This is a genomic window from Winogradskyella sp. PC-19 (genome assembly GCF_002163855.1).
Classification (GTDB): domain Bacteria; phylum Bacteroidota; class Bacteroidia; order Flavobacteriales; family Flavobacteriaceae; genus Winogradskyella.
Genome location: NZ_CP019332.1, coordinates 628,635 through 654,223, shown reverse-complemented (window position 1 = coordinate 654,223; position 25,589 = coordinate 628,635). Strand labels below are relative to the sequence as shown.

At 32.8% G+C, this 25,589-nt stretch carries 23 protein-coding genes; 16 read left to right on the top strand and 7 right to left on the bottom strand.

Annotation, left to right across the window (positions count from 1 at the left end):
- Positions 1–34 precede the first annotated feature (34 nt).
- Genes BTO05_RS03040 through tsaD form a run of 4 tightly spaced genes read right to left on the bottom strand, consistent with a single transcriptional unit; the run spans position 35 to position 3,087 of the window.
- Positions 35–676 carry a DUF4159 domain-containing protein gene (locus BTO05_RS03040; RefSeq protein WP_087493272.1) on the bottom strand — a complete coding sequence of 214 codons (642 nt, stop codon included), beginning with the start codon at positions 674–676 and terminating at the stop codon, positions 35–37.
- 4 nt (positions 677–680) lie between these two features.
- Positions 681–1,385 carry a 16S rRNA (uracil(1498)-N(3))-methyltransferase gene (locus tag BTO05_RS03035; protein ID WP_087491243.1) on the bottom strand — a complete coding sequence of 235 codons (705 nt, stop codon included), beginning with the start codon at positions 1,383–1,385 and terminating at the stop codon, positions 681–683.
- Positions 1,386–1,387: 2 nt separating this feature from the next.
- Entirely contained in the window at positions 1,388–2,017 is a 630-nt protein-coding gene (locus BTO05_RS03030; RefSeq protein WP_087491242.1) for a peptidylprolyl isomerase, read from the bottom strand.
- Positions 2,018–2,064: 47 nt separating this feature from the next.
- Complete coding sequence (gene tsaD / locus BTO05_RS03025; RefSeq protein ID WP_087491241.1) at positions 2,065–3,087, bottom strand: tRNA (adenosine(37)-N6)-threonylcarbamoyltransferase complex transferase subunit TsaD; 1,023 nt, start codon at positions 3,085–3,087, stop codon at positions 2,065–2,067.
- 164 nt (positions 3,088–3,251) lie between these two features.
- Between tsaD and BTO05_RS03020 the strand changes: the two genes are divergently transcribed.
- The 7 genes from BTO05_RS03020 (at position 3,252) to BTO05_RS02990 (ending at position 12,807) form a co-directional block, all read left to right on the top strand.
- Complete coding sequence (locus BTO05_RS03020) at positions 3,252–7,640, top strand: translocation/assembly module TamB domain-containing protein (RefSeq protein ID WP_232459766.1); 4,389 nt, start codon at positions 3,252–3,254, stop codon at positions 7,638–7,640.
- A gap of 146 nt (positions 7,641–7,786) precedes the next feature.
- Positions 7,787–8,773 (top strand): 6-phosphofructokinase, encoded by a 987-nt coding sequence (gene pfkA, locus BTO05_RS03015; RefSeq protein ID WP_087491240.1) that lies wholly within the window; start codon positions 7,787–7,789, stop codon positions 8,771–8,773.
- 22 nt (positions 8,774–8,795) lie between these two features.
- A complete protein-coding gene (gene gap, locus BTO05_RS03010; RefSeq protein WP_087491239.1) occupies positions 8,796–9,797 on the top strand; it encodes a type I glyceraldehyde-3-phosphate dehydrogenase in 1,002 nt (333 codons plus the stop codon).
- Positions 9,798–9,877: 80 nt separating this feature from the next.
- Positions 9,878–10,738: a BadF/BadG/BcrA/BcrD ATPase family protein gene (locus BTO05_RS03005; RefSeq protein WP_087491238.1), complete on the top strand. Its 861-nt coding sequence runs from the start codon at positions 9,878–9,880 to the stop codon at positions 10,736–10,738.
- Positions 10,738–11,100 carry a methylglyoxal synthase gene (locus tag BTO05_RS03000; RefSeq protein WP_087491237.1) on the top strand — a complete coding sequence of 121 codons (363 nt, stop codon included), beginning with the start codon at positions 10,738–10,740 and terminating at the stop codon, positions 11,098–11,100. The genes BTO05_RS03005 and BTO05_RS03000 overlap by 1 nt, the downstream gene beginning before the upstream one ends.
- Before the next feature lie 95 nt (positions 11,101–11,195).
- Positions 11,196–11,378, top strand: a complete 183-nt coding sequence (locus BTO05_RS02995) for a hypothetical protein (RefSeq protein ID WP_087491236.1) — start codon at positions 11,196–11,198, stop codon at positions 11,376–11,378.
- 91 nt (positions 11,379–11,469) lie between these two features.
- Positions 11,470–12,807 carry a M24 family metallopeptidase gene (locus BTO05_RS02990; protein WP_087491235.1) on the top strand — a complete coding sequence of 446 codons (1,338 nt, stop codon included), beginning with the start codon at positions 11,470–11,472 and terminating at the stop codon, positions 12,805–12,807.
- Here BTO05_RS02990 and BTO05_RS02985 read toward each other — a convergent pair.
- Positions 12,804–14,084, bottom strand: coding sequence for an MFS transporter (locus tag BTO05_RS02985; protein WP_087491234.1), 1,281 nt, complete (start codon positions 14,082–14,084; stop codon positions 12,804–12,806). The genes BTO05_RS02990 and BTO05_RS02985 overlap by 4 nt on opposite strands.
- A gap of 1 nt (position 14,085) precedes the next feature.
- Positions 14,086–15,732, bottom strand: coding sequence for an acyl-CoA carboxylase subunit beta (locus BTO05_RS02980; RefSeq protein WP_087491233.1), 1,647 nt, complete (start codon positions 15,730–15,732; stop codon positions 14,086–14,088).
- A gap of 156 nt (positions 15,733–15,888) precedes the next feature.
- On the opposite strand from BTO05_RS02980, the gene BTO05_RS02975 reads away from it, so the two are divergent.
- From BTO05_RS02975 to ettA, 6 genes are all read left to right on the top strand, one after another.
- A complete protein-coding gene (locus BTO05_RS02975) occupies positions 15,889–16,419 on the top strand; it encodes an NADPH-dependent FMN reductase (protein WP_087491232.1) in 531 nt (176 codons plus the stop codon).
- Positions 16,420–16,446: 27 nt separating this feature from the next.
- Positions 16,447–16,884, top strand: a complete 438-nt coding sequence (locus tag BTO05_RS02970) for a MarR family winged helix-turn-helix transcriptional regulator (protein ID WP_087491231.1) — start codon at positions 16,447–16,449, stop codon at positions 16,882–16,884.
- A 48-nt stretch (positions 16,885–16,932) separates the two neighbouring features.
- Positions 16,933–17,808: a pirin family protein gene (locus tag BTO05_RS02965; protein ID WP_087491230.1), complete on the top strand. Its 876-nt coding sequence runs from the start codon at positions 16,933–16,935 to the stop codon at positions 17,806–17,808.
- Between the two features lie 14 nt (positions 17,809–17,822).
- A complete protein-coding gene (locus tag BTO05_RS02960) occupies positions 17,823–18,551 on the top strand; it encodes a pirin family protein (protein ID WP_087491229.1) in 729 nt (242 codons plus the stop codon).
- Between the two features lie 82 nt (positions 18,552–18,633).
- Entirely contained in the window at positions 18,634–18,816 is a 183-nt protein-coding gene (locus BTO05_RS02955; RefSeq protein WP_087491228.1) for a CAL67264 family membrane protein, read from the top strand.
- Positions 18,816–20,507, top strand: a complete 1,692-nt coding sequence (ettA, locus tag BTO05_RS02950) for an energy-dependent translational throttle protein EttA (protein WP_087491227.1) — start codon at positions 18,816–18,818, stop codon at positions 20,505–20,507. The genes BTO05_RS02955 and ettA overlap by 1 nt, the downstream gene beginning before the upstream one ends.
- Positions 20,508–20,576: 69 nt before the next feature.
- Here ettA and BTO05_RS02945 read toward each other — a convergent pair whose 3' ends face one another.
- Positions 20,577–20,801 (bottom strand): hypothetical protein, encoded by a 225-nt coding sequence (locus tag BTO05_RS02945; protein WP_087491226.1) that lies wholly within the window; start codon positions 20,799–20,801, stop codon positions 20,577–20,579.
- Positions 20,802–21,089: 288 nt separating this feature from the next.
- Here BTO05_RS02945 and BTO05_RS02940 point away from each other — a divergent pair, with 288 nt between their 5' ends.
- The 3 genes from BTO05_RS02940 (at position 21,090) to BTO05_RS02930 (ending at position 25,571) form a co-directional block, all read left to right on the top strand.
- Positions 21,090–22,442, top strand: coding sequence for a microtubule-binding protein (locus BTO05_RS02940; protein WP_087491225.1), 1,353 nt, complete (start codon positions 21,090–21,092; stop codon positions 22,440–22,442).
- A gap of 96 nt (positions 22,443–22,538) precedes the next feature.
- A complete protein-coding gene (locus BTO05_RS02935) occupies positions 22,539–23,573 on the top strand; it encodes a hypothetical protein (RefSeq protein WP_087491224.1) in 1,035 nt (344 codons plus the stop codon).
- Positions 23,574–23,609: 36 nt separating this feature from the next.
- Positions 23,610–25,571 carry an AAA family ATPase gene (locus BTO05_RS02930; protein WP_087491223.1) on the top strand — a complete coding sequence of 654 codons (1,962 nt, stop codon included), beginning with the start codon at positions 23,610–23,612 and terminating at the stop codon, positions 25,569–25,571.
- Positions 25,572–25,589: the final 18 nt, after the last annotated feature.

Sequence of the window (25,589 nt, the reverse complement as noted above, 5' to 3'; positions counted from 1 at the left end):
ATGCTCTCTAGTTTATTTTCTATCATCTTAAGGCTTAATTAATAAAGACATACTTCATAATATTTGCACCCATTTTAAGTGCTTTTTGACGCACATCTCCTGGGTCGTTATGTACTTCTGGGTCTTCCCAGCCATCACCCAAATCGCTTTCAAAAGTAAATAGTAATATTAATCGACCTTCATCAAAAATACCTAAAGCTTGTGGAGCTTTAGCATCATGCTCATGTATTTTAGGTAAACCATTTGGAAAGTCAAATGCCGAATTAAAAATTGGATGGGTTTTTGGTATTTCTACCAACTCTTTGTTTGGAAAAATCTTGTTAAGTTCTTTTTTTATATAAGGCTCCATTCCGTAATTATCATCAATATGCAAAAAGCCGCCAGATAATAAGTATTTTCTCAAGTTCTCACTGTCTTCATCGCTGAAAAAAACATTACCATGACCTGTCATATGTAAAAATGGATATTGAAAAATATCAATACTACCAACTTCTACGGTCTCAATATTTTCGTTAATGTTGGTTTCAATAGTATCGTTACAAAATTTCACCAAATTTGGTAGAGCCGTAGGATTGCTATACCAGTCACCGCCACCTTCATATTTTAACACAGCAACATTTTGTGTAAAAATGAACATTGGAAATAGAAAACAAAAAATATAAATTAGTTTTTTCATTAATTTATTCATTATTAAAAACAGCTGTATGACAAGCAACTATTGCTGCTGTTTCTGTCCTTAAACGAGTGTTACCCAAAGTTACAGGAATAAATTTATACTGTAGCGCTTCTTTAATTTCTTTAACAGAAAAATCGCCTTCAGGCCCAATAAGAATAGTGATGTCTTTATTGCTTTTGATTTTTGACTTTAACGATTTACGGTCAGTGTCTTCACAGTGTGCAATAAATTGTTGACCACTAAAATCTTGTTTTATAAAATCTTGAAAAGTGGTTAGTGGCTTTAATACAGGTAAATGATATTGCAAAGACTGTTTCATAGCCGATTGAATAATCTTTTCAAAACGTTCAGTCTTTATGACTTTACGTTCGCTGTGGTCACAAACGATAGGAGTAATAGTATCTATACCTATTTCAGTTGCTTTTTCTAAAAACCATTCAAAGCGATCATTCATTTTAGTAGGGGCAACGGCTAGATGTAATTTATAGTTACGCTTTTTATATTCTTTTTTTGAAATAATTTTGGCTAAACAATGTTTTGGTTCTGCAGAAATTAATTCAGAAGTAAAAAGCCAGCCTTTACCATTTGTAATTTGTAAAATATCACCAACGGACTTACGTAGCACTCTTGTAATATGACGACTTTCATCTTTATCAAAATTGATAATAGCATCACTTTCTGTAATATTTTGATTATAAAACAATTGCATTTTTATAGGTCAGTTACTTTTAAAACGGTTATACTCTCTAAATTTTTACTCTCTTCTGTTTTTACAATAACATAGTGTTTATTCTCGCGGTGTTCATCAAAACTAAAAACTTGACCAACTCTTTTATCTGCAATTGCTTTTTCAAACCTTTTTGAGAATGTACCTTCTTTTGTCCAACCTAATCCACCACCAGTTTTGGCAGATGGATGAGAAGAATAAACACGCGCTAAATTCTCGAATTTATGCTCACCATTTTTAATACCTTTTAGAATAAAAGAACGCAAAGAATTAATTTCAGAAATTGTTATTTTATTACTGTCAAATTCCATGATACTAGCATTATAACTTGTTGATTTTTTTTCTGTTTTACCGAGGATTTTATAAATTATCTTTCCAGATACTGAATCTATTGATTTCGTATCACCTTTTTTTGACTCTGAAAGATTTAAAGTGCCATAAAGTGTGTCTTCTGATGTTATATTAATAACTTCTGCTTTAACCTCAGACTTGAAACGCTTTATAAAAACGTTTGCTTGTGTTTTTGAGCTTACCCTTTCTAACATATTTTCATAATTAGATTGAGAAAAGGAAGTGAATGAAATAAGAAAAATGAATATGTATTTAATTCTCATTATTTAATCGTTTTTTATTTCAAATAAGTTAATCAAATATTATGCCTTTAAATCTTCAATCTAGCGGTAGCCATTACGTCAAAATCAGAAAAATCTTTTTTTAGATATTTTAAATATCCAACGATTGCAATCATAGCTGCATTATCTGTGGTATATTCAAATTTTGGCACATAAGTTGACCAACCGTGTTTTTGCTCTGCATTTTTTAGTGCAGACCTAATACCCGAATTTGCCGAAACACCACCACCAATAGCTATATGCTTAATTCCGGTTTGTTTTATGGCTAACTTTAGTTTATCCATCAAAATACCAATAATGGTATATTGTATAGAAGCACAAATATCATTTAAATTTTCCTTTACAAAATCAGAGTTTTTTTTAGTTTCCCTCTGAACAAAATAAAGTATACCTGTTTTTAAACCCGAAAAGCTAAAATTTAAACCATCAACTTTGGGTTTAGTAAATTGAAATGCTTTTGGATTTCCAATTTGTGCAAGCTTATCAATTTGTGGGCCAGCTGGGTAACCCAATCCAAGAATTTTTCCGCTTTTATCATAAGCTTCACCAACGGCATCATCAATAGTTTCGCCAATAACTTCCATTTCAAAATAGTTGGTTACTTTGACTATTTGAGTATGTCCGCCAGAAATAGTCATTGCCAAAAACGGGAATGGTGGTTTTTTGTAATCATCTTCTTCAATAAAATGCGCCAAGATATGACCTTGCATATGGTTTACGTCTATAAGAGGTATGTCTAGACCAAAAGCTAATGACTTTGCAAAAGAGGTACCGACTAAAAGCGAGCCCATTAGACCTGGTCCACGTGTAAAGGCAATAGCATGTAGCTGGTCTTTAGTAATATTAGCTTCTTTTAAAGCCTGATGGACAACAGGAACGATATTCGATTGGTGAGCTCTTGATGCCAATTCTGGAACCACACCACCATATTCTGCATGTATCTTTTGACTTGCAACAACATTGCTCAAAATTTGGTCGTTACAAAGTATGGCAGCAGATGTGTCATCACAAGATGATTCGATTCCTAAAATGTATATATTTTCTTTGGTCATTAATTATGATTAGGCACAATAATTGTTAATTTTGAAACACATAGTCTAAAACCTTAAATAAATCGTACAAACAAGTGCAAATATAAAGGTTTTACGCACATCAATTAATAAACATAATTATCAAAAGGGTCTTAAAAATAATAGGAAAAATTGCAGCAATAATAGTGCTGCTTTTTACTATTTTGGTATTGGTACTGTCAATACCTGCAGTACAGACAAAGCTTGGTAAATACGCAACAAAGAAGATAAATGAAGACTATAAAACCAATATTAACATTGGTAAGGTTGGACTTCAGTTTAATGGTGATGTAGAACTAAAAGAAATTTTAATTAGAGATTATAAGTTAGATACCCTATTTGCAATAAAAGAACTAAACACATCCATTATTAGTGTAAATAATCTTTACAATGGTAAACTGACTTTTGGAGATGTAGATATTGAAGACTTAGTTTTTAACCTTAAAACATACGAAGGTTCAATAGATACAAATTTAGATGTTTTTGTAGATAGATTCGAAGATGATAATCCTCGACAAGGACCAAGTGACTTTTTATTATCCTCTAGTGATATTTCTATTTCTAATGGAATTTTTCGTTTAATAGACCAAAATAAAGAAACGCCAAAAATTATAGAGTTTACAGAACTCAATGCAAATGCAACTGATTTTTTAATCAACGGACCAGAAGTTAGAACTCGCATAAACACCTTTAGTTTTTTGGACGCACGAGGTTTTAGGATAGAAAATCTCATGGCCAATTTTGAATACACACTGGACTATATGAGTTTTGAGCAATTAAACATTAAGACTAAAGCTTCAAATCTTATTGGTAAGCTTCGTTTTGATTATGATCGCAAGGATTTTAAGCAATTTACAGATAAAGTAAAAGTCTCTGCTAGTTTCAAGGATTCATATGTCCAATTAAGTGAGCTTAACGCTTTTTATGATGAGTTTGGTACAAATCAAAAAGCAAGTCTTAATGTAGACTTATCAGGCACTTTAAATGATTTATTTGCAGAAAATTTAAATATAAGTACTACAAGAAATACTAGAATTATTGGAGATATAAAGTTTAAAAACTTATTCAATGGTGCAGATGATAATTTTATCTTAGAAGGGCGCTACAGAAATTTATCTTCAAATTATAGAGACTTAACAGCCTTGTTACCTAATGTGTTAGGTAGTTCAATACCATCGGTATTTGCTAAAATTGGTAATTTTAGACTTAATGGAACTTCGGTAATTACAAATAAGGATATAGATGCCGATTTAAAGATTATTACAGAGCTTGGTTATGTCCAATCAGATTTAAAATTAACTAATATTGGAGATATAGATAATGCAAATTATGAAGGAAATATTGTTTTAGAAGATTTTGATATTGGTACTATTCTAAATGATCCACTTGTTGGAGAAACTTCTTTAAACCTTGACGTAAAGGGAAAAAGTTTTGCACTAGAAAATCTAGAAACTAATGTCAAAGGGAATGTAACCTATTTGGATTATAATGGCTATAGATACACTGGTATTGATGTCTCTGGAGATGTAGGAAAGAATATTTTTAACGGAAAACTTAATACTAAAGACCCAAACATAATACTAGACTTTAGTGGTCTTGCCGATATGACCGAAGAAATCAGAAAATTTGATTTCAAAGCCAATGTAACTTATGCTAATCTTAGGGCTTTAAATTTTGTAAATCGTGACGATATAGCTGAGTTTAGAGGATTAGTTGATATGGCTGTCACTGGCTCTAATTATGATAATCTTCGAGGAAAGATAAATGTAAAAAACACTAGCTATAAGAATCAAGATAAACGCTATGCCTTTCAAGATTTTGCGATTGTATCTACTTTTAATGATAATAATGTGAGAACCATAAAAGTTAACTCTCCTGATATTATTAACGGTCAAGTTGAAGGGAAATTTAAAATTGAAGAAATTGTCAAACTAGCTGAAAATTCTCTTGGTAGTATATATACCAATTACAAACCTCATGAAATTTCAGAAGGACAATATCTAGATTTTAACTTTAAAATATATAATCAAATTGCGGCTGTTTTTGATAAAAACTTAAATCTTGCTCAGAATACTAAAGTCAAGGGTCGTATAGAGACAGATGAAAAAGGTTTTGAACTAGAGTTTAATTCACCTAAAATTTCATTCAAAGATTACATTGCTACTAATATTAATCTAGAAGTAGATAACAATAATCCAGTATACAACACGTATTTAGAAATTCAGAATCTAAATTCTGATGTCTATGATGTTTCAGATTTTAGCTTGATTAATGTTACGAAGCGAGATACACTTTTTATAAAGTCAGAATTTAAAGGAGGCGTCGATTATGCCGATGATTACGATATGAATCTTTTCTACACTATAAGTGAAGAAAACAAATCTGTAATAGGATTTAGAAAGTCTGAATTAAAGTTTAAAGGTTTTGATTGGTTTGTAAATTATAACAAGGATAATCTCAATAAAATAACTTTTGATAGAAATTTTAATAATTTCAAAATTGATGATATTAGAGTCAATCAGGGTGAAGAAGAAATTCTATTAGCTGGTGTTTTAAGGGATTCTACTTATAAAGATTTAAATCTAGATTTTAAAAACGTACAACTTGTAAAGATTACTCCAAGAATAGATAGTTTAGCACTTGCAGGACGAGTTAATGGAAAATTGGCTTTACTTCAAAACGAAGGTGTTTACTTACCTAAATCAGATATTGAGATAGAGCAATTTAATGTTAACCAATATAATTTGGGTAATCTAAAAGCAATTGTGAAAGGCGATAACTCTCTAACCAAATATAATATAGATGTAGAGCTTCAAAATACAAGTGTTAAGACATTAGATGCTACAGGTTTTGTTGACGTCAATAAAAGAAATCCAAATATTAATGTAGATGTTGCTTTTGAAGATTTTCTGATAGACCCTCTTAATCCTTTAGGTGAAGGTGTTATTAGTAATATTAGAGGATTAGTATCTGGTAATGCAAAAGTTAGTGGAAGCCTTAAAAAACCAAGTGTTGATGGCGAATTATTACTTGATAAAGCCGGTTTAGGAATACCATACCTTAATGTTGATTATAGTTTTGATTTTGATTCTAAAGTTACTTTAAAAAATCAACAATTTATCTTTAATAATGTTGAACTGACAGATTCTAAGTACTTTTCTACAGGATTTTTAAATGGTTATATAGAGCATAATAATTTTAGTGATTGGCAATTAGGATTAGACCTAACAACCGATAGGTTATTGGTTTTAAATACTAAAGAGTCTGAAGAAGAGTTGTATTACGGTACTGGATTTGTCTCTGGTGAAGCCCAGATAAAAGGATACACAGATAACCTCACAATTGCAGTAGAAGGAAAAACTGAAGAAGGAACTGTGTTTAATATTCCTCTTAATGATGCAGAGAGTTTTGGTGACAACTCATACATTAAATTTTTAAGTCCTGAGGACAAAGCAAAACGCGCCAAAGGTGAGATTGCTTCACAAACCGAAATTAAAGGTTTAAATCTTGAATTTAACCTCGATGTAAAACCAAACGCTCTTATAGAGATAGTTATAGATAAGAATTCTGGCAGTACCATAAAAGGTAGGGGCGAAGGCAACTTAGGAATTTTTATAAATACAAATGGTAAGTTTGAAATGTATGGTGACTTTGTTGTTTATGAAGGAACTTATAAATTTAAATATGGTGCAATTATTGAAAAGTTGTTTACTGTAGAACGTGGCGGAAATATTACTTGGGATGGTGCTCCATTAAATGCACAAATTAATTTGAAGGCATTATATAGTACAACAACAAATCCTTCAGCTTTATTAGACGCACCTATTAATAGAACCATACCAGTAGACTTAGAGATAAATTTAACTGGACGACTAGAAAAACCGGACCCCGATTTCACATTCAATTTCCCAAGTGTAGAGTCGACAATTAGGGCAGAGTTAGATTACAGATTGTCTTCAAAAGAACAACGCAGTAACCAGGCCATATTTTTATTAACATCTGGTAGTTTTTTTGGTGGTTCATTGGATTTTACTGGAACTATTTCAGAACGAATAAATGGAATTATTGGTAGTATTTTTGGCGATGATAATGACAACTTTAAGATAGGTGTTGACTTAGACTTAGCTCAAAACAATCCTGATTTTGAAACAGAGAGCAGAGTAGGACTTACACTCCAAACTAAACTTACAGACAAAGTAATCATTAATGGTAAATTTGGAGTGCCGTTCGGTAGTACAACACAAACCACAATTGCTGGTGATGTTCAAATTGATTGGCTTTTAAATGACGATGGTACACTTAAAGCCACAGTATTTAACAGAGAAAATACAATTCGTAATTTCGGAGATAGAGTCGGATTTACTCAAGGACTTGGAATTTCTTATAATGTTGAATTTGACAACTTCAAAGAGTTAATTCAGAAAATTTTCACGAACGAAAAGAAAAGAAAAAAAGAAGAAGCTAAAAAAGTGAGTAAAGACGCTGAAGAAGATTTGACTCAAGAATTTATGTCTATTAAGGAAAAGAAAAATTAAGACTCTTATAATATTATATCTATAATAAAAACCTTAATTATTTATTAACTATAACGTTTGAGATGCTTTTAGCATCTTTTTTTTATGATTTTAGTCATAATATTATGTCTTTAGTTTCATAATTTTACTGTAAACAAATAATCTTGATGCAAAATCAAATAAAAAAAATAGGTGTAATGACATCTGGAGGAGATTCTCCAGGAATGAATGCAGCTATTCGTTCAGTAGTTAGAGCTTGTGCTTTTCATGATATAGAATGTTATGGAATCTATCGCGGATATGAAGGCATGATGGAAGGCGACTTCGTTAAAATGGATGCCAGAAGTGTAAAAGGAATTATAAATAAAGGTGGAACTATTTTAAAGTCTGCACGTTCAAAAGAATTCCGAACAAAGGAAGGTAGACAAAAAGCACACGAACATTTAAAAAGTGCCGGTATTGGTGCTTTTGTAGTTATTGGCGGTGATGGTAGTTTTACTGGGGCAATGGTTTTTAATCAAGAATTTGGCTTTCCAGTAATGGGTATTCCAGGAACAATTGACAACGATATTTTCGGCACTACACATACTTTAGGTTATGATACAGCACTTAATACGGCTGTCGAAGCTATTGATAAAATTAGAGATACTGCAAGTTCTCATAATAGACTTTTCTTTATAGAGGTCATGGGCCGTGATGTTGGACATATAGCTTTAAATGTTGGTGTTGGTGCTGGTGCAGAGGAAATTCTTATACCCGAAGAAGATTTAGGTTTAGACAGATTGTTAGAGTCTTTAAGACGAAGTAAACAATCTGGTAAATCATCGAGTATAGTCGTTGTAGCAGAAGGTGACCGTATAGGTAAAAACGTATTTGAACTTGCTGACTATGTAGAAGAGAATATGACTGAGTATGAAGTTAGAGTATCCGTAGTTGGACATATGCAACGTGGTGGTTCACCGAGTTGTTTTGATCGTGTTTTAGCTAGTAGAATGGGTGTAAAGGCTGTAGAAAGTTTGCTAGAAGGAAAAAGTAATTACATGGTCGGTCTTAAAAATGATATTATGGATTTAACACCTTTTGACCAAGCCGTAAAAGGAAAATCAAAAATAAACATGGAACTTATTCGAGTTTCAGATATAATGACAATTTAATACAATAAAAATAAGATAGAAAATGGCAAATTTAAAATTAGGAATTAACGGATTCGGAAGAATAGGAAGAATTGTTTTCAGAGCAACTGTAAAACGAAACGATGTAGATGTTGTTGCAATTAACGATTTACTAGATGTTAATCACCTAGCATACTTATTAAAATATGACTCAGTTCACGGACGTTTTGATGGCACTGTAGAAGTAAAAGACGGACATTTAGTTGTTGATGGTAAAACCATTAGAGTTACAGCAGAGCGTGACCCAAAGAATTTAGGTTGGGATAAAGCAGGAGCAGAAGTAGTAGCAGAGTGTACTGGTATTTTTACAACCTTAGAGACTGCACAATACCACATAGATGGGGGTGCAAAAAAAGTAGTAATTTCTGCACCAAGTAAAGATGCACCAATGTTTGTAATGGGCGTAAATGATGATAAATTAAAGTCAAGCGACGTCATTGTTTCTAATGCTTCATGTACAACTAATTGTTTGGCGCCACTTGCAAAAGTTATTGAAGATAACTTTGGTATAGAAGAAGCATTAATGACAACTATACACGCTGCTACATCTACACAGTTTACTGTAGATGCGCCTTCTCGTAAGAATTACAGATTAGGTCGTAGTGCTATTAATAATATTATACCGACATCTACTGGTGCTGCCAAAGCAGTTGGTAAAGTAATTCCTGAATTAGACGGAAAACTAACGGGTATGGCTTTTAGAGTACCTACTGTAGATGTTTCTGTGGTAGATTTAACAGTGAAAACAAAAAAAGAAACATCTCTTGAAGCTATTAAAGCTGCAATGAAAACTGCTTCTGAAGGCAGTATGGCTGGTGTTTTAGGTTATACTGAAGATGCAGTAGTTTCTCAAGATTTTGTGAGTGAAGAGAGAACAAGTGTCTTTGATGCAGATGCAGCAATCGAATTAAATCCAACGTTCTTTAAGTTAGTATCTTGGTATGACAATGAGTTTGGATACTCAAATAAATTAGTAGATTTAGCACAAAAAGTAAATTCACTATAATCTCAGATTATTAATAATATTAAATTCCGTAGGATTAGTATCTACTTCACCTACGGAATTTTGTTTTTAAAATAAAAAATATGATTTTAATTACAGATGGAGGTTCTACAAAGTGTGATTGGATAGCAATCAAAAACGATGGACAAATAGCAACAAATAAAATAAGAACTAAAGGTCTTAATCCAGCAATTCTTGAAGAGAGAAAACTAAGAAAAATATTAAAAAAGAGTGACGAAATTCAAGAACTTAGACGAGACGTATCTCATGTCTTTTTCTATGGCGCTGGTTGTGGTACAGACAAGCCAAGACAAACTTTAACTGAGGTTTTGCAAGATGTATTTGTTAATGCAAAAATCGAAGTTCAAGAAGATACTATGGCAGCAGTAAGGTCATCTTTAAATCATAATAAAGAAGCAGCTATTGTTTGTATAATGGGTACTGGTTCTAATTGCAGTTATTTTGATGGAAAAAAGTTGCACCAAAGGGTAAAAAGTCTTGGGTATACAATTATGGATGATGCTAGTGGTAATTATTACGGAAAACAGCTTATAAGAGATTATTATTTCAATAAGATGCCAGATACTATCAGACTTGCATTTGAACATAAGTACAATTTAGAGCCAGATTACATAAAGTATAACTTATATAAACAAGCAAACCCTAACGCTTATTTAGCAAACTTTGCTGAATTTATGTTTTTAAATAAAGATTCTGAATATATACACGAGTTAATTAAAAAAGGACTTAGAGTATTTACAGAAAGCATGATTCTACAGTTTAAAGAAGAAATAAAAACGGTACCAGTTCATTTTGCTGGTTCTATTGCTTTTTTTGCACAAGACGAAATAAAAGAAGTTGCTAAAGAATACGGATACACAGTTGGAAATTTTGTAAGGAGACCAATTGATGGTTTAGTAGATTATCATGTAAATAATTTATAATGGAAATTGCACTTATAGCTCACGATGGAAAAAAAGCGGAGATGGTTCAGTTTTTAAATGAGCATATCGATGTTTTGCATCAAAAAAATGTAACATTAGTTTCCACTGGGACAACTGGGCAACGTGTTAAATCTGCTGGTTTAAAGGTAGAAGCCTTATTATCTGGACCGTTAGGAGGAGACGCACAAATTGCTTCTCGTGTAGCTGAAGGTAAATGTCAAATGGTCTTGTTTTTCAGAGACCCATTAGACAAGCATCCTCATGAACCAGACATTTTAATGCTTATGAGGCTTTGTGATGTTCACAATGTACCATTGGCAACAAATCTTGCGACAGCAAAACTTCTTATTAAAGCCGTTTGAAAAATGTTTATTCACTGTTAATAAATCTCAAGTTTGTTGTTGTAAAACACATATTTTGGTTTTATCTTTGTCAAATATTATAAACAAAAACAGTTATGTTCGAATTTGATCAATATTTAGGTTTTTTAGCATTCTTAACCATTTTGACTATTGGTTTTTGGTTAATGATTTTTCTTTTAACCTTTGTAATACCTTACTGGGTATTTGGATCAGCAATCGAACGTTTTAAAGAAATAAAAGCAGAAAAGAAAGCAGAGCGTGAAGCTGCGGCTCACTAAGTTTAAAATATATTTAAAAAAAGAGTTCCAATTTTGGAACTCTTTTTTTATGCCTAATATTTAGGTAAATTAGACATCTCAAATAATTATTATGAAAGCAGTTTATATATTTCTATTCTTATTTTTCATTAATCTTAACGCGCAACAAATTTTACCAGAGCGTCAACGTGCTGAGGTTGTAGACAATATTTTAAAAAATAGATTCAACAATTTGTTACCAAAACTGATGGATGACACTGGTTTTGATATGTGGATTTTGATTTCTAGGGAGTATAACGAAGACCCAGTTTTAAAGACAATGCTTCCAGCAACTTGGCTAAATGCAAGACGCCGAACAATTCTTGTATTTTACAGAAATAAAGAAGAAAACACTATTGAGAATTTAGCAGTTGCGAGATATAATTTTGGTGAAAATATAATCTCTGCTTGGGATAAAGAAAAAGAACCCAATCAATGGAACAGATTAATGCAGTTAATTGAAGAACGAAAGCCTAAATCAATAGGATTAAATTACTCTGATAGCTTTAATATTTGTGATGGTATCGTAAAAACTGATTACGAAGCATTTATGAATCATTTGTCTTCAGATTATAAAAAAAAGGTTAAATCTGCTGAAAAATTAGCCATTGGTTGGATTGAAACTCGGACAGAATTAGAAATGGTCACTTATAATCAACTTGTTGACATTACACACGATATTATAGCCGAAGCTTTTTCAGAAAAAGTGATTACACCAGGAGTCACAACAACGACAGATGTAGAATGGTGGATGCGTGATAAAGTTACCCAATTGGGATTAGAAACATGGTTTCACCCAACAGTCGATGTTCAAAGGACTGCCGAAGAGTTAGGTAATCATTTATATGCGTTTTCAAACCGACCAGCGAATATGGTTATTTTACCTGGAGATTTATTGCATTGTGATTTTGGAATAACTTATTTAAGATTAAATACCGATTGCCAAGAACTAGCTTACGTACTAAAACCAAATGAAAAAGGGCCACCTAAATACTTGCAAGATGCGTTAAAGGATGGCAATCGTGTTCAAGATATTTTCACTAATAATTTTGAAACAGGAAAAACTGGTAATAAAATTCTAGCTGAATCACTATCTCAAGGAAAGTCAGAAGGTTTAAGACCATCAATCTATACGCATCCATTGGGTACTTATGGCCATTCTTCTGGTACAACATTGGGTATGTGGGATTCTCAAGGTGGTGTTCCTGTTAATGGAGATTATCCATTACATGAAAATACAGTTTATGCTATAGAATTAAATACAACAGTAACAATCCCTGAATGGAAAAGGGACATCCGAATCATGCTTGAAGAAGCTGGTTTTTGGGGAGCAAATGGTTTTAGATATGTAAATGGTAGACAAACTAAATTGTTGACTATTCCTAGAGTAAAAGACTATCAAGGAAATTAACCTGAATTTGATTTAGAATTCTTGTACAAATAATATGAAGCTATACAACCAATTACAGCAAAACCGGCCATAATCCCAAATACAATTTGATGCCCAACTACTTCATTATACTTATCTAAAAAGTAACCATTTATCAGACCTGTAAAAATATCTGGTGTGTAGCCAACTACTGAAATAAAACCAACAGCTGTACCAGTTACCGCAATCGGAATTTTAGCTTCTTCTAATGTTGCAAAATATAGTACTCTAGCCGAATAGACACCAATAGCCATAAGTCCAATGGACAGCATAAACATCATATTAGTAGAATCATCTACAATCCCAGTAGCAAATACGAGACTTGTAATTGCCATGAAAAAGAAACCAATAATAATCCACCAAAGACTTGATTTTGTTCTATCTGCTAATAAGCCAATAACAACACCAATAATAGGTCGCATATATAATAAATAAGTGCCGACTTTTGCAGCTTCAATTTTATCGTAATGCATCACTTGTTCTGCATATTGGCTAAAAAGATTCGTCATTTTATAACCATAATACGCGCATAAAATAATTATCATCAATAACCAAACGGCTTTATATTTCATGACAATTTTGAAGTTGTTCAGCGTAATTAGATTCGCATTTTTTTCAGTTTTTTCAGTTGTATCAAAATTTAACTTTAAGAAGAAGAACACAATCACACCAACAGTCATAACCGCAAAAGAAGTATACAAAATGACTTGTTTAAATGCGATACGACGTTCTACTACAGACGTCAATTCGATATCTTTTGTAATAAATAAAGAGAAAATAAGCACGCCAACAGAACCAAATAAAGCAGCAACCAAACCACGACCACCATCTAAAAATCCAAAGGCAATACCTTGTTTAGATGAACCACCCCAAATTCGTGTAGCTTTAATCATTGGTGCCCAAAACAAAAAAATAGTGGTGAATCCCCAAAAACCATAAAGAATATGAAGGTTAACTAAATTTGGATAGGTTGCTAGATAAATTCCACCTAAACCAGTCAAAATTAGAGCAACTGACATCAACATATTAGGTTTATATCTGTCTGCCAATGGACCGCCAAATAAATAAGAAAACAGAGCTACTATTCCGTAAATGGAAAAACAACTGCCAAGTTGGGTTTGGCTAATATCAAAAGATTCTAAAAAGGTGGTTCTAAAAATACGTTGTAGAACAAAAGGCAAAATAAAAACAGCCTCTGCAGCAAATATCAATAAAAGAATAACGTACAGTGGCTGTTTTTGATTTTTTATATCATCCATATTAAACTTGTAAAACCCCTAAGTTAAAAGGTTTTTCGATAGGAGCATGGTTTGCGGCCTCAATTCCTAAACTAATCCATGTCCTAGTGTCTAATGGGTCAATGATGCCATCTGTCCATAAGCGTGCTGCAGCATAATACGGAGAGACTTGGTCATCATATCTGGATTTTATTTTATTGAAAAGTTCTTCTTCTTCTTTTTCTGGTGTAATAGTTTCACCTTTCTTTTTAAGCGATGCTTTTTCGATTTGTAGTAACACTTTTGCGGCAGATTTTCCACTCATAACCGCCAATTCAGCACTTGGCCAAGCGACGATTAAATTTGGGTCATAAGCTTTCCCACACATGGCGTAATTTCCTGCGCCATAACTATTTCCAATAACAATTGTAAATTTTGGTACAACGGAATTACTAACAGCATTTACCATTTTGGCACCATCTTTAATAATACCACTATGTTCGGATTTACTGCCCACCATAAAACCAGTCACATCTTGTAAGAAAACTAACGGAATTTTTTTCTGATTACAATTCGCAATAAAACGTGTGGCTTTATCAGCAGAATCATTATATATAACACCACCGAATTGCATTTCTGCAGACTTTGTTTTGGCACCTTTAGTTTTAACTAACTGACGTTGGTTGGCAACAATACCAACAGCCCAACCATCAATACGTGCATAACCTGTAATTATAGTTTGTCCGTACCCTTTTTTATATTCTTCAAATTCCGAATTATCTACCAAACGGCTAATGATAGCATTCATGTCATATTGGTCAGAACGACTTTTTGGAAGTATTCCATAAATATCTTCAGGATTTTCTTTTGGTTTTTTTGCATCTGTACGGTTAAAACCAGCTTTATCAAAATCACCAATTTTATCAACGATGTTTTTTATTTTATCTAAAGCATCTTTATCATCTTTAGCTTTGTAATCAGTAACACCAGATATTTCACAATGAGTTGTCGCACCACCAAGCGTTTCATTATCTATAGATTCGCCAATAGCTGCTTTAACTAAGTAGCTACCTGCTAAAAAAATACTACCTGTTTTATCTACTATTAATGCTTCGTCACTCATAATAGGTAAGTAAGCACCACCAGCAACACAACTACCCATAACGGCAGAGATTTGTGTTATTCCCATTGAGCTCATTACAGCATTATTTCTAAAAATGCGACCAAAATGTTCTTTATCTGGGAAAATTTCATCTTGCATAGGTAAAAATACGCCTGCACTATCTACCAGATATATGATTGGTAAACGATTATCAATAGCAATTTCTTGGGCTCTTAAATTCTTTTTACCTGTAATAGGAAACCAAGCGCCAGCTTTTACTGTAGCATCATTAGCAACAACAATACACTGTTTGCCTTTAACGTAACCAATCTTGATAACCACACCGCCAGAAGGACACCCGCCATACTCAGGATACATATCTTCTCCTGCAAATGCACCAATTTCTATGCTTTCTTTTTTTGAATCTAAAAGGTAATCAATACGTTCACGCGCGGTCATTTTACCTTTAGAGTGATGCTTATCAATACTTTTTTGCCCACCACCAAGCTTTACTTTTGCAAAGCGTTTTTTTAGGGTAGAAAGGAGTAGTTTATTGTGGTCTTCGTTTTTATTGAAATCTAAATCCATTGCTATAGTTATAGTTTGGCACGAATTTACAAAACTTAACGCTTTAGTTTTTAGTAATAATTCCAAATGAAATGTTAAATATTAATTACATGGAATTATATTCCTTGGAATGTAAATTATTTTGACTTATATTTGTACCATCAAAAACAAACAGATATGAAAACTATTATAGCATTTGCAGGAAGTGACAGCACCACTTCAATAAATAAACAATTAGCAACTTACGCAGCATCTTTAGTAGATGGAGCAGACGTAAGTATATTAGATTTAAATGAATTTGAATTACCTTTATATGGAATGGACTATGAGTTGGCTCACGGTATTCCAGATAATGCATATAAATTCTTAGATTTAATTAAATCTACTGATGGTATTGTATTGTCACTTGCTGAACACAATGGTACATATGCAACGGTTTTTAAAAACTTATTTGATTGGATGTCTCGTATTGACGGTAAATTATGGAGTGAAAAACCAATGTTATTAATGGCAACATCTCCAGGAGCAAGAGGTGGACAGACTGGATTAAATATAGCAGCAGACCGTTTTCAGTATATGGGAGGAAATATAGTTGGTAAATTTTCGCTTCCAAGTTTCAATGATAATTTTCGAGATAGAAAAATCATTAATGATGATTTAAATAATGATTTATTAGAAGAAGTGAAGCAACTTCAAGATAGTCTGTAGTTACATATTATAACTCAATACTGAAACATGGGAGATTTATCAAAAGACATCAATTCAACCTTTGAAAGCAATAAAATCAAAGCTTTGCTTAATATCATTTATACAGCAAATTGGGTTTCTAGTTGTCAAACAGAATTTTTTAAACCTTTTGGTATTTCACCACAACAGTATAACATTCTTAGGATTTTGAAAGGTGCTAATGCACCTTTAAAGGTCCAAACAATTAAAGATAGGATGCTAGAGCGTTCACCAAATGCAACTCGTTTAATGGATAAATTGTGCGCTAAAGATTATATAGAACGTTTACCATCAGAACACGATAGACGCGTAGTGAAAATTGCAATTACTGATAATGGATTGGATTTATTGAAATCAATTCCAAAAGATTTAAATAGAGAATTATTAAAAAATCTAACGGACTCAGAAGCTGAAACGCTCAGTAATTTATTAGATAAAATGAGATAAAAATTTTTCAGTAGATATTTTCCATGGAAAATATAAAACAAAATAATCATGAAGCATAATACAATTAAAACTATAGGTAGAAGTGACTTTATAAACATGGGACCAATTCGTTTACGTCAACCTTTACCGACTCAAAATATAGAAATGGCAGACCCATTTGTTTTACTACATCATTATGGTCCATATGAAATTAGTGAAGCGAATAATCCATTTGATTTAGGACCGCATCCGCATCGTGGTTTTGAGCCTGTAACCTTTTTATTTCAAGGCGAGCAATTGCATCGTGATTCATTAGGAAATGAAAGTATAGTAAAAGCAGGAGATGTGCAATGGACAACAGCTGGTCGAGGTATAATTCATGCCGAAGCACCAACAAAGGATTTTGTAGCTAAAGGCGGAATAATAGAAGGTATTCAGCTTTGGCTTAATCTACCAGCAGAAAGGAAAATGATACAGCCTAATTATCAGCATGTAGTTTATGATGATTTTAATGTGATTACTTCAGACGATAAAAAAGTAGATACAAGAATTGTAGCTGGAGAATTTCAAAATAAATATGGAAAAATACAAACTCAAACACCTGTAAATGCTTTTATGATTGAAGCAAAAACAGGAGGAAAACAAACAACTACGTTTCCTATTCAACATCAGGGTTTACTGTACTTAATTAATGGAAAAGTTACGGTTAATGATTCTGAAGTTTTAGAATTAAATCAAAATCAATTTGTACAGTTCAATCAAGATGGTGTTGGATTTGATTTAGAAGCTTTAGAAGAGAGCATGTTATTATTTATTTCTGGAGAGCCTTTAAATGAACCAGTTGCAACTTATGGACCATATGTAATGAATAATCAAACAGAATTAATGGAAGCGATGCGTGATTACCAAATGGGTAAAATGGGATTTCTTCCTGCAAATTATTAATAAAACAAAATACTATGAAAACAATATTTCATAAAGCAGATACTAGAGGATATGTTGACCATGGTTGGTTAAAATCTCATCATACATTTAGTTTTGCGAGTTATCAAAATCCAAACAGAATGAATTTTGGAGCATTGCGAGTACTAAACGATGACTTAGTTCAGCCAAATATGGGGTTTGGGACGCATCCACACCAAAATATGGAAATCATTTCTATACCACTTAAAGGTGCACTGTCTCATAAAGATAGTATGGGGAATAAGCGCGCCATTGAAGTTGGTGAAGTACAAGTTATGAGTGCCGGAACTGGCCTAACACATTCAGAGTTTAACGATAGTAAAACTGACGAAGTAAATTTTCTTCAACTTTGGATAATCCCTGAAGAAATGAATGTTGAACCTAATTATGAACAACGTGATTTTTCTGCAGAAGTAGAAAATAACAAGCCACAAACTGTAGTTGCTCCAAAAAACAATTTAGAAGGAAATGCTTTACCGATTAGTCAGCAAGCATACATATATAGGGCAAGTATTGAGGCAAATAAAACAATCAATTTAAAACCAAAGTCAAAAAATAATGGCTTTTACATTTTGAATATTGAAGGAGATATAATAGCAGCAGATACTAATTTAAAGAAGAGAGATGCTTTAGGCGTATATGAAACTGATGCCATCGATATAAGTGCTAATCAGAATTCAGAATTGATAATAATCGAAGTTCCGATGCAATTAAATTCGAATTAATTACAAGCTAAAAAGCATTCTTATTAAGGATGCTTTTTTCAGTTAAAAGTCCGATATTTGTTTTTCCCTTAAAAATTATAATATGGCAATGAATAAAAATACTGTATTGGCTTGGGCCACTACAATAATGATTATAGTAGGACTATGTTTAATAGGCTTAGGAGCATTCAGGTATGATGATGTTGCTGGTTGGGGATTTGCTGCTGTTGGTGGTGGATTCTTTTGTATTGCATGGGTGTTTAATGCATTAAAAGGTCGTGTATAATGAGTGATGATAAAAAAATAATTTTTTCAATGTCTGGTGTTACTAAGACATTTCAATCTGCTAATACACCAGTTTTAAAAAATATTTATCTAAGTTTCTTCTATGGTGCTAAGATTGGTATTCTAGGTCTTAATGGTTCTGGTAAATCAACTTTACTAAAGATTATTGCTGGTGTTGATAAAAACTATCAAGGAGATGTTGTTTTCTCACAGGATTATTCAGTCGGTTATCTTGAACAAGAGCCTAAATTAGATCCAGAAAAGACAGTTTTAGAAGTTGTAAAAGAAGGGGCTGCAGAAACTGTAGCAATTCTTGATGAATACAATAAAATTAATGACCAGTTTGGTTTAGAAGAAGTTTATAGCGACCCAGACAAGATGGAAAAGCTTATGAACCGTCAAGCTGAGCTGCAGGATCAAATAGATGCTTCTAATGCTTGGGAATTAGATACCAAGCTAGAAATTGCAATGGATGCATTAAGAACTCCTGATGGTGATAAAAAAATTGGTGTACTTTCTGGTGGTGAACGTAGACGTGTAGCTTTATGTCGCTTATTATTGAAAGAACCAGACGTATTGTTATTAGATGAGCCAACAAACCATTTAGATGCAGAATCTGTACATTGGCTAGAGCATCATTTAGCGCAATATAAAGGAACTGTTATTGCTGTAACTCACGATAGATATTTCTTAGATAATGTAGCAGGTTGGATTTTGGAACTCGATAGAGGAGAAGGTATTCCTTGGAAAGGAAACTATTCATCTTGGTTAGATCAAAAATCTAAACGTATGGCACAAGAAAGTAAGACTGCTTCAAAACGTCAAAAAACATTAGAGCGAGAGTTGGATTGGGTTCGTCAAGGTGCAAAAGGTCGCCAAACCAAGCAAAAAGCGCGTTTGAAGAATTATGATAAACTCATGAGTCAAGACCAAAAACAATTGGACGAGAAGCTGGAGATTTATATACCAAACGGACCGCGTTTAGGAACTAATGTTATTGAAGCTAAAGGTGTAAGCAAAGCTTATGATGATAAATTATTGTACGAGGATTTAAACTTTAATCTTCCACAAGCAGGAATTGTTGGTGTAATTGGACCTAATGGTGCTGGTAAAACAACAATTTTTAGAATGATTATGGGAGAGGAAACTCCAGATAAAGGTGAGTTTACTTTAGGCGAAACTGCTAAAATTGCTTACGTGGATCAAGCACACTCTAATATTGACCCAAACAAAACGATTTGGCAAAACTTTAGTGATGAGCAAGAATTGGTGATGATGGGCGGAAAACAAGTCAATTCTAGAGCGTATTTAAGTCGCTTTAATTTTTCAGGAAGCGAGCAGAATAAAAAAGTAGATTTATTATCAGGAGGTGAACGTAACCGCCTACACTTGGCAATGACATTAAAAGAAGAAGGTAATGTGTTACTTTTAGATGAGCCAACTAATGATTTAGATGTCAATACATTACGAGCATTAGAAGAAGGTTTAGAAAACTTTGCAGGTTGTGCAGTTGTTATTAGTCACGATAGATGGTTTTTAGATAGAATATGTACACACATACTTGCTTTTGAAGGTGATTCACAAGTCTATTTCTTTGAAGGTGGATTCAGTGAATATGAAGAGAACAAGAAAAAGCGTCTAGGTGGTGATTTGATGCCTAAACGTATTAAGTATAAAAAGTTAGTGAGATAAGTCTAAACAATTTACGGAAATAAAAAAACCAGCTTTTTAGCTGGTTTTTTTATTTAATGTTATAATAATTTATGCATCATCATACAGATGACCACTTGTGAAATCTTTATAGGATTCATCAACATCTTTAAAAGCATTAGTCTCCATGAGCTTTTTGTTCTGTGCTTTCAATTTATACATCTTAACCACCGCTATTGCTATAAGAACAATAAATACAAAGCATACAGTTAGTAGTATAAGTGTAAGCTGATGAGTGCTTACTGCTGAAGAATTAAGTAGGAATAATCCCTTCATTTTATATTAATTTAGATTTGGATACAGTGCGAATATAATAAAAAAGACCAATGTATTAACTTATTCATAATAAATATTTTACAATTTAGTTGTTAACATTTAAACGATTAAGTGTTTATAAAGTCTGACAAACTACATAAATATTCTTTATTTATAGAGTAAAAAAAGGAATTGTAACATTTTAACTATATCTCATACTTATATTTTGATGGTAAAGTTTTTATACTCACAAAAATTACCGAAATTGCTTATCCAATAATTGTACAACCTTAAAACAAATTATAAAATATGTCTGATGATTTTGACTTACTAGAAACCAATTCACAAGAAAAAGCTGAAAAAGTTGATGTCAATTGGGGCAAAGCCATTGACCAAATGAAATCTAAACTTGCACAAGAAGATGATCCAGAAAGTCGTCAAAAAATCTTGAATGCAACCTTAGATAATGTCGTTGATATGGCAGAAAAAGATAGGTCAACCCTTCTTGATGCTATTAAAGACTTGACAGATTACCAAGATGAAGTTGGTATTATGTTTGAAGGTTTTTCTGCATTAAATAAAAACGAACAAAAAATCATTGATGACGCTATCAAACGTTTAGAACGTGCGAAAGTAGAATTAGAAGATGCTAAAAATAAGCCAGACACATGGTGGAATAATCTTTGGGGACGCAAAGGAAAAATCAAAGATGCCGAAAGCGAATTAGTATCTGCACAAAAAGAGCGTGATGCTGCTGATAATAAAGCAAAAGCTATGTTTCAGGAACGCATCGAAACTGCTGATGTTCAAACTTTATTAAATGAGTTATCTTTTAAAAGTCAGGCAGCAGTTAAGCGTTTAAAAGACAGAGAAGTCGAAATTAAAGAAGTAGAAGATAAATTACAAGATGCTATTGTCGAAGCTAGTAAAAACCATACTAAAGCTTTAGAAAAGAAAGCAGAGGTTGAAGGTAAGTTAGAAGCAGAGTATGCATTACTCAAACAAGCCAGACAAGCTTTAACAGATGTTGCAGATAAGCAGTCTACAGAATATTCCGAAGCATTATCTAAAGTAACAAAACTAGAACAATCGGTAGAAGAGTTAGAAGGCCTTAAAAATGCGTATACGACTCTTGCTGCGTCAAAAGATAGCTTTGTACACAAACATAATTTAACTATTAAAGTATTAACCTCTTTAAGAAGTAATTTGCAAACTCACCGTGCTAAATTAAAAAGTGACACAGATGAAAGGTTAAAGTATTATGATGGCTATATCGTGGCTTTAAAAGCGCGTACAGATCAAGAATTTGCTGCAATCTTAGAACATTTAGGTGTCAAAACTGATGAGCACATTGGCGAAACTTTAGCAGCAATGCATACAGCTAGTGCAAGAGCACGTCAAGAGATGATGGATAACATTCCAGTTCATGAAAAAGTGATGCAAGGTGTTTACGGTAGTTACGCTGAAGCTTTAAAAGAAATTAGAAATAAAGATTCTGAAATTCAGAAAAACTTCGCTGACCGCTATGGTATTGATATGAAAGAAATTTTTGATGAGTATTATAACTCTGACAATACCGTACCAAATAATCCTGAAGATGATAACTCTGGTGATAGTAACCCAGGGCCAAAACCAGAAACAGAAGACGATTTATTAGGATAATAAATAAGTACACAGTAATTAGTTGGCAGTTTACAGTATGATTATTTGTTCATATTATAGACTGCTTACTATTTACTGACTACTCAATAGTAAAAAATGATTGTAACCCCACTAGATTCAGCACAATTAGATTCAAAGCAGCAATATGAATTCTACCATCGTATGGTAGATTTTACAGTGAAAGAATTGATTGTAAAAATGCAACAGCAGCAGTTGTGCGCTGAGCAAGAACTGGTGTTTTTTAAACAATACTGCGATTTATTGTTGTATTCAATCGAAGCTATGCGTGTAAAATACATGTATGACGATGAGGATAATATGAAAATTGATTTAACAGATTCTGGGTTTCCAAATTATTTGGAGTTTAGGTATTTGTTTAATGACTTAGCATTGCGTGAAGAATATCTTAATAGACTTACAGATATTAATGTTTTACAAGATGAGTTCTTAGATACCTTAATGCGAAAGAAAGAACCCATTAAAAAATCACGTTTATTTCAAGCTGCATCAATTGTGTATTATACCAATGTAAAACAGCAATTTATTTTTAATCGTTTTGTACAAGGCAAGATTTTAAAATCACCAAAGCCTAAAATAGGAGAGTACATGACAAGTTGGAGTTTTTATGATGTCTCTCATAACAGACCTTTTGTATGCTTTATGTATTTCAACTATGACGGTAGAGATCCTATTAAAGATAAGGAAGAGATTTATCAAGCGATAAAACAATCGGCAGATCGAAAGATGAATTTAGATGCTATGGCTTATGCAATTGACCGAAAATTACCAGAATTGCTGCCAAAGCATGTAAAACGTATAGATTTAGGTCCTTTGCATAATGTCTTTGCAAAAGACGAAAATGATATTACGCATACTATTTTAGATGCGATTTCAAAAAAAGAAATTCCACTAGAGAGTTATGCGTTTTCATTAAAAATTGATGAAATTAAATCAACATCAGAATTTAAAGAAGGTAGCTTTTTTAGTAAGCAAACATTTCAACGTTGGAGCGATGTTATAAAACAGAAATATGTTTTAGCACCACATCGTATCATTCAACTACTATATAACAAAACACCCGAAGTGATTGACAAATTGGCAAAACCACCAATCCAAGTTTCGGACCTATAGCTAACAGCCAATAACTAAAAGCCAAAAGCAAAATAAATGGAACACAATTCAACTTTCCCTATAAAACAAACCGAGCTTGATATGCTTCGTGATGAAGCTACATCTTATATTAAAAGTATCCAATGGGAGCAAGGCGAACGTGCACGTAATAAAGATAAAGACGCTAAAGACGAATCCATTCTTTTGTACTTATCTCGTGCAAAAGGAAATGGTGGCAGTGCAGAAGTTACTTCAGTTTCTAAAACTATTTTAGAACTAAAAAAACGTTTATTACCTGAGTCTGTAGCACTTCCTGTTCATCTTAATAGTACGCTTTATGCAGTACAAGAAGGTATTGGCTTGGGCTTATGGATACGAGAAAGCTATTACGACGCCTCAGGTTTGTCTTCTTTAGTTGAAAACAAATCTGCACTAGATAGTAATGGAAAGCGTGAATACGAAAGCAAAATGCATACAGCAACAGCGTTTATGTTATTCGCATTATCTTATAAAATATTACATGATTTAAAACCTACAGCTTCTGACGACTTAAGTGTCATGAAACAGAAGTTTGCTGGTATTCCAGAAGTATCATTATTAACACCTTTAAAAGGAATTTCTTGTAGCTTATTCTATTATGATAAGTACCTTGGCCACCCAGAAATTATTAAATCCGATAAGGATGTAATTGACTTTACAGTTGTTTATTTTGAAGCATTAATTTCAGAAATACAACTTAGAAAAAGTACTCTAGAGTATACAGGGACTATAGTTGATAGAGCATATAAATTAGAGAATAGTGACTTTGCAATAGATGGTTGGAGTAACACTTTTGAAGGCACAGCAAAAAGTGTAGAATTCAATAAAATTCAATTTGAGCAAATTGTTGGTAATCGTGACGCCAAGCATTTTGCACGTCGTTTGACTGAACGTATGTTGAGTTATGATTTTGAAGCTAAGAAAAATCCTTTTCAAGAGTTAGGTGGTTTCATGCCTGTTTTTATGGGTTACGGTATTCCAGGAACTGGAAAAAGTATGCTAATTGCTGCAATTGCCACACGTTTAAAGGAACATTGCGATAATTTGGATATTCCATTTCTATTTCATCCAATGCCTGATACGCTTATAAGCACATTTCAAGGCGGTTCTGCTGAAAAAATGGTAGAATGGATGAAACCATTACAAGACCCAACAAAACTTATTTTTGCACCAATTGATGATGCTGAAAATAACTTGCAGGAAAGAACAGCTCAAGGTGTTTCTGCTGGTGTCAAAGAAGTTATTGGTGTGTTTTTAAGATATACAGAAGGTGCTTATGCCGTAAATTATGGTAATAGTTCGGTAGGTTTATTTACAAACTTACCCGAAATGCTAGATAAAGCTGTGATTTCTCGTGTGCAAGGTCGTTTCAAAATAGATGGCGCACGTACAGAGCATGATTTTTTAGATCAAGACCATTTGTGGTGGAGGAAGCTTCAGGATACGATGCCAGAATTTATAAATATGAATAATCCTGAGGGTTATCAGTATTTGGCAGACCAAGGCTTGGCAAAAAGTATGGGTGAAATTTTGAATGCTGTTGAAAAACCAACAGAAGAGAGAGTTCACGATACGTTTGATAAAGTTGAAAAATTACACCAAGCGACAGATCACATGTTCTATGCAACATTATACAAAGAGATTCAGAAAATATTTCCATTCTTTTCATCACGTGATGTTAGAAACATACAATCTGCAATATCATTGCGCCTAACGGATTTTGACTTGGAGCAAGATTGGTTCGAAAATCCTGATAAGTATTTTAAAAAAGACTACGATACCAAATTCAATATGCTACAAGAATTAATGAAGGCGAATATGAAAGGTTTAAATTTCTCTGATATTAGACGTCAAGAAGTGATTCGTTATCTAGATAACGTTGCAACTATAGCAGATACTGACTTTAAACGTAAAGTTGATGCTAGAATTAATCAGTTAAACATTGAAACTGAAGCCAGAAATCAGTTTGAAGGAAAATAATAACAGATAATTATGAAA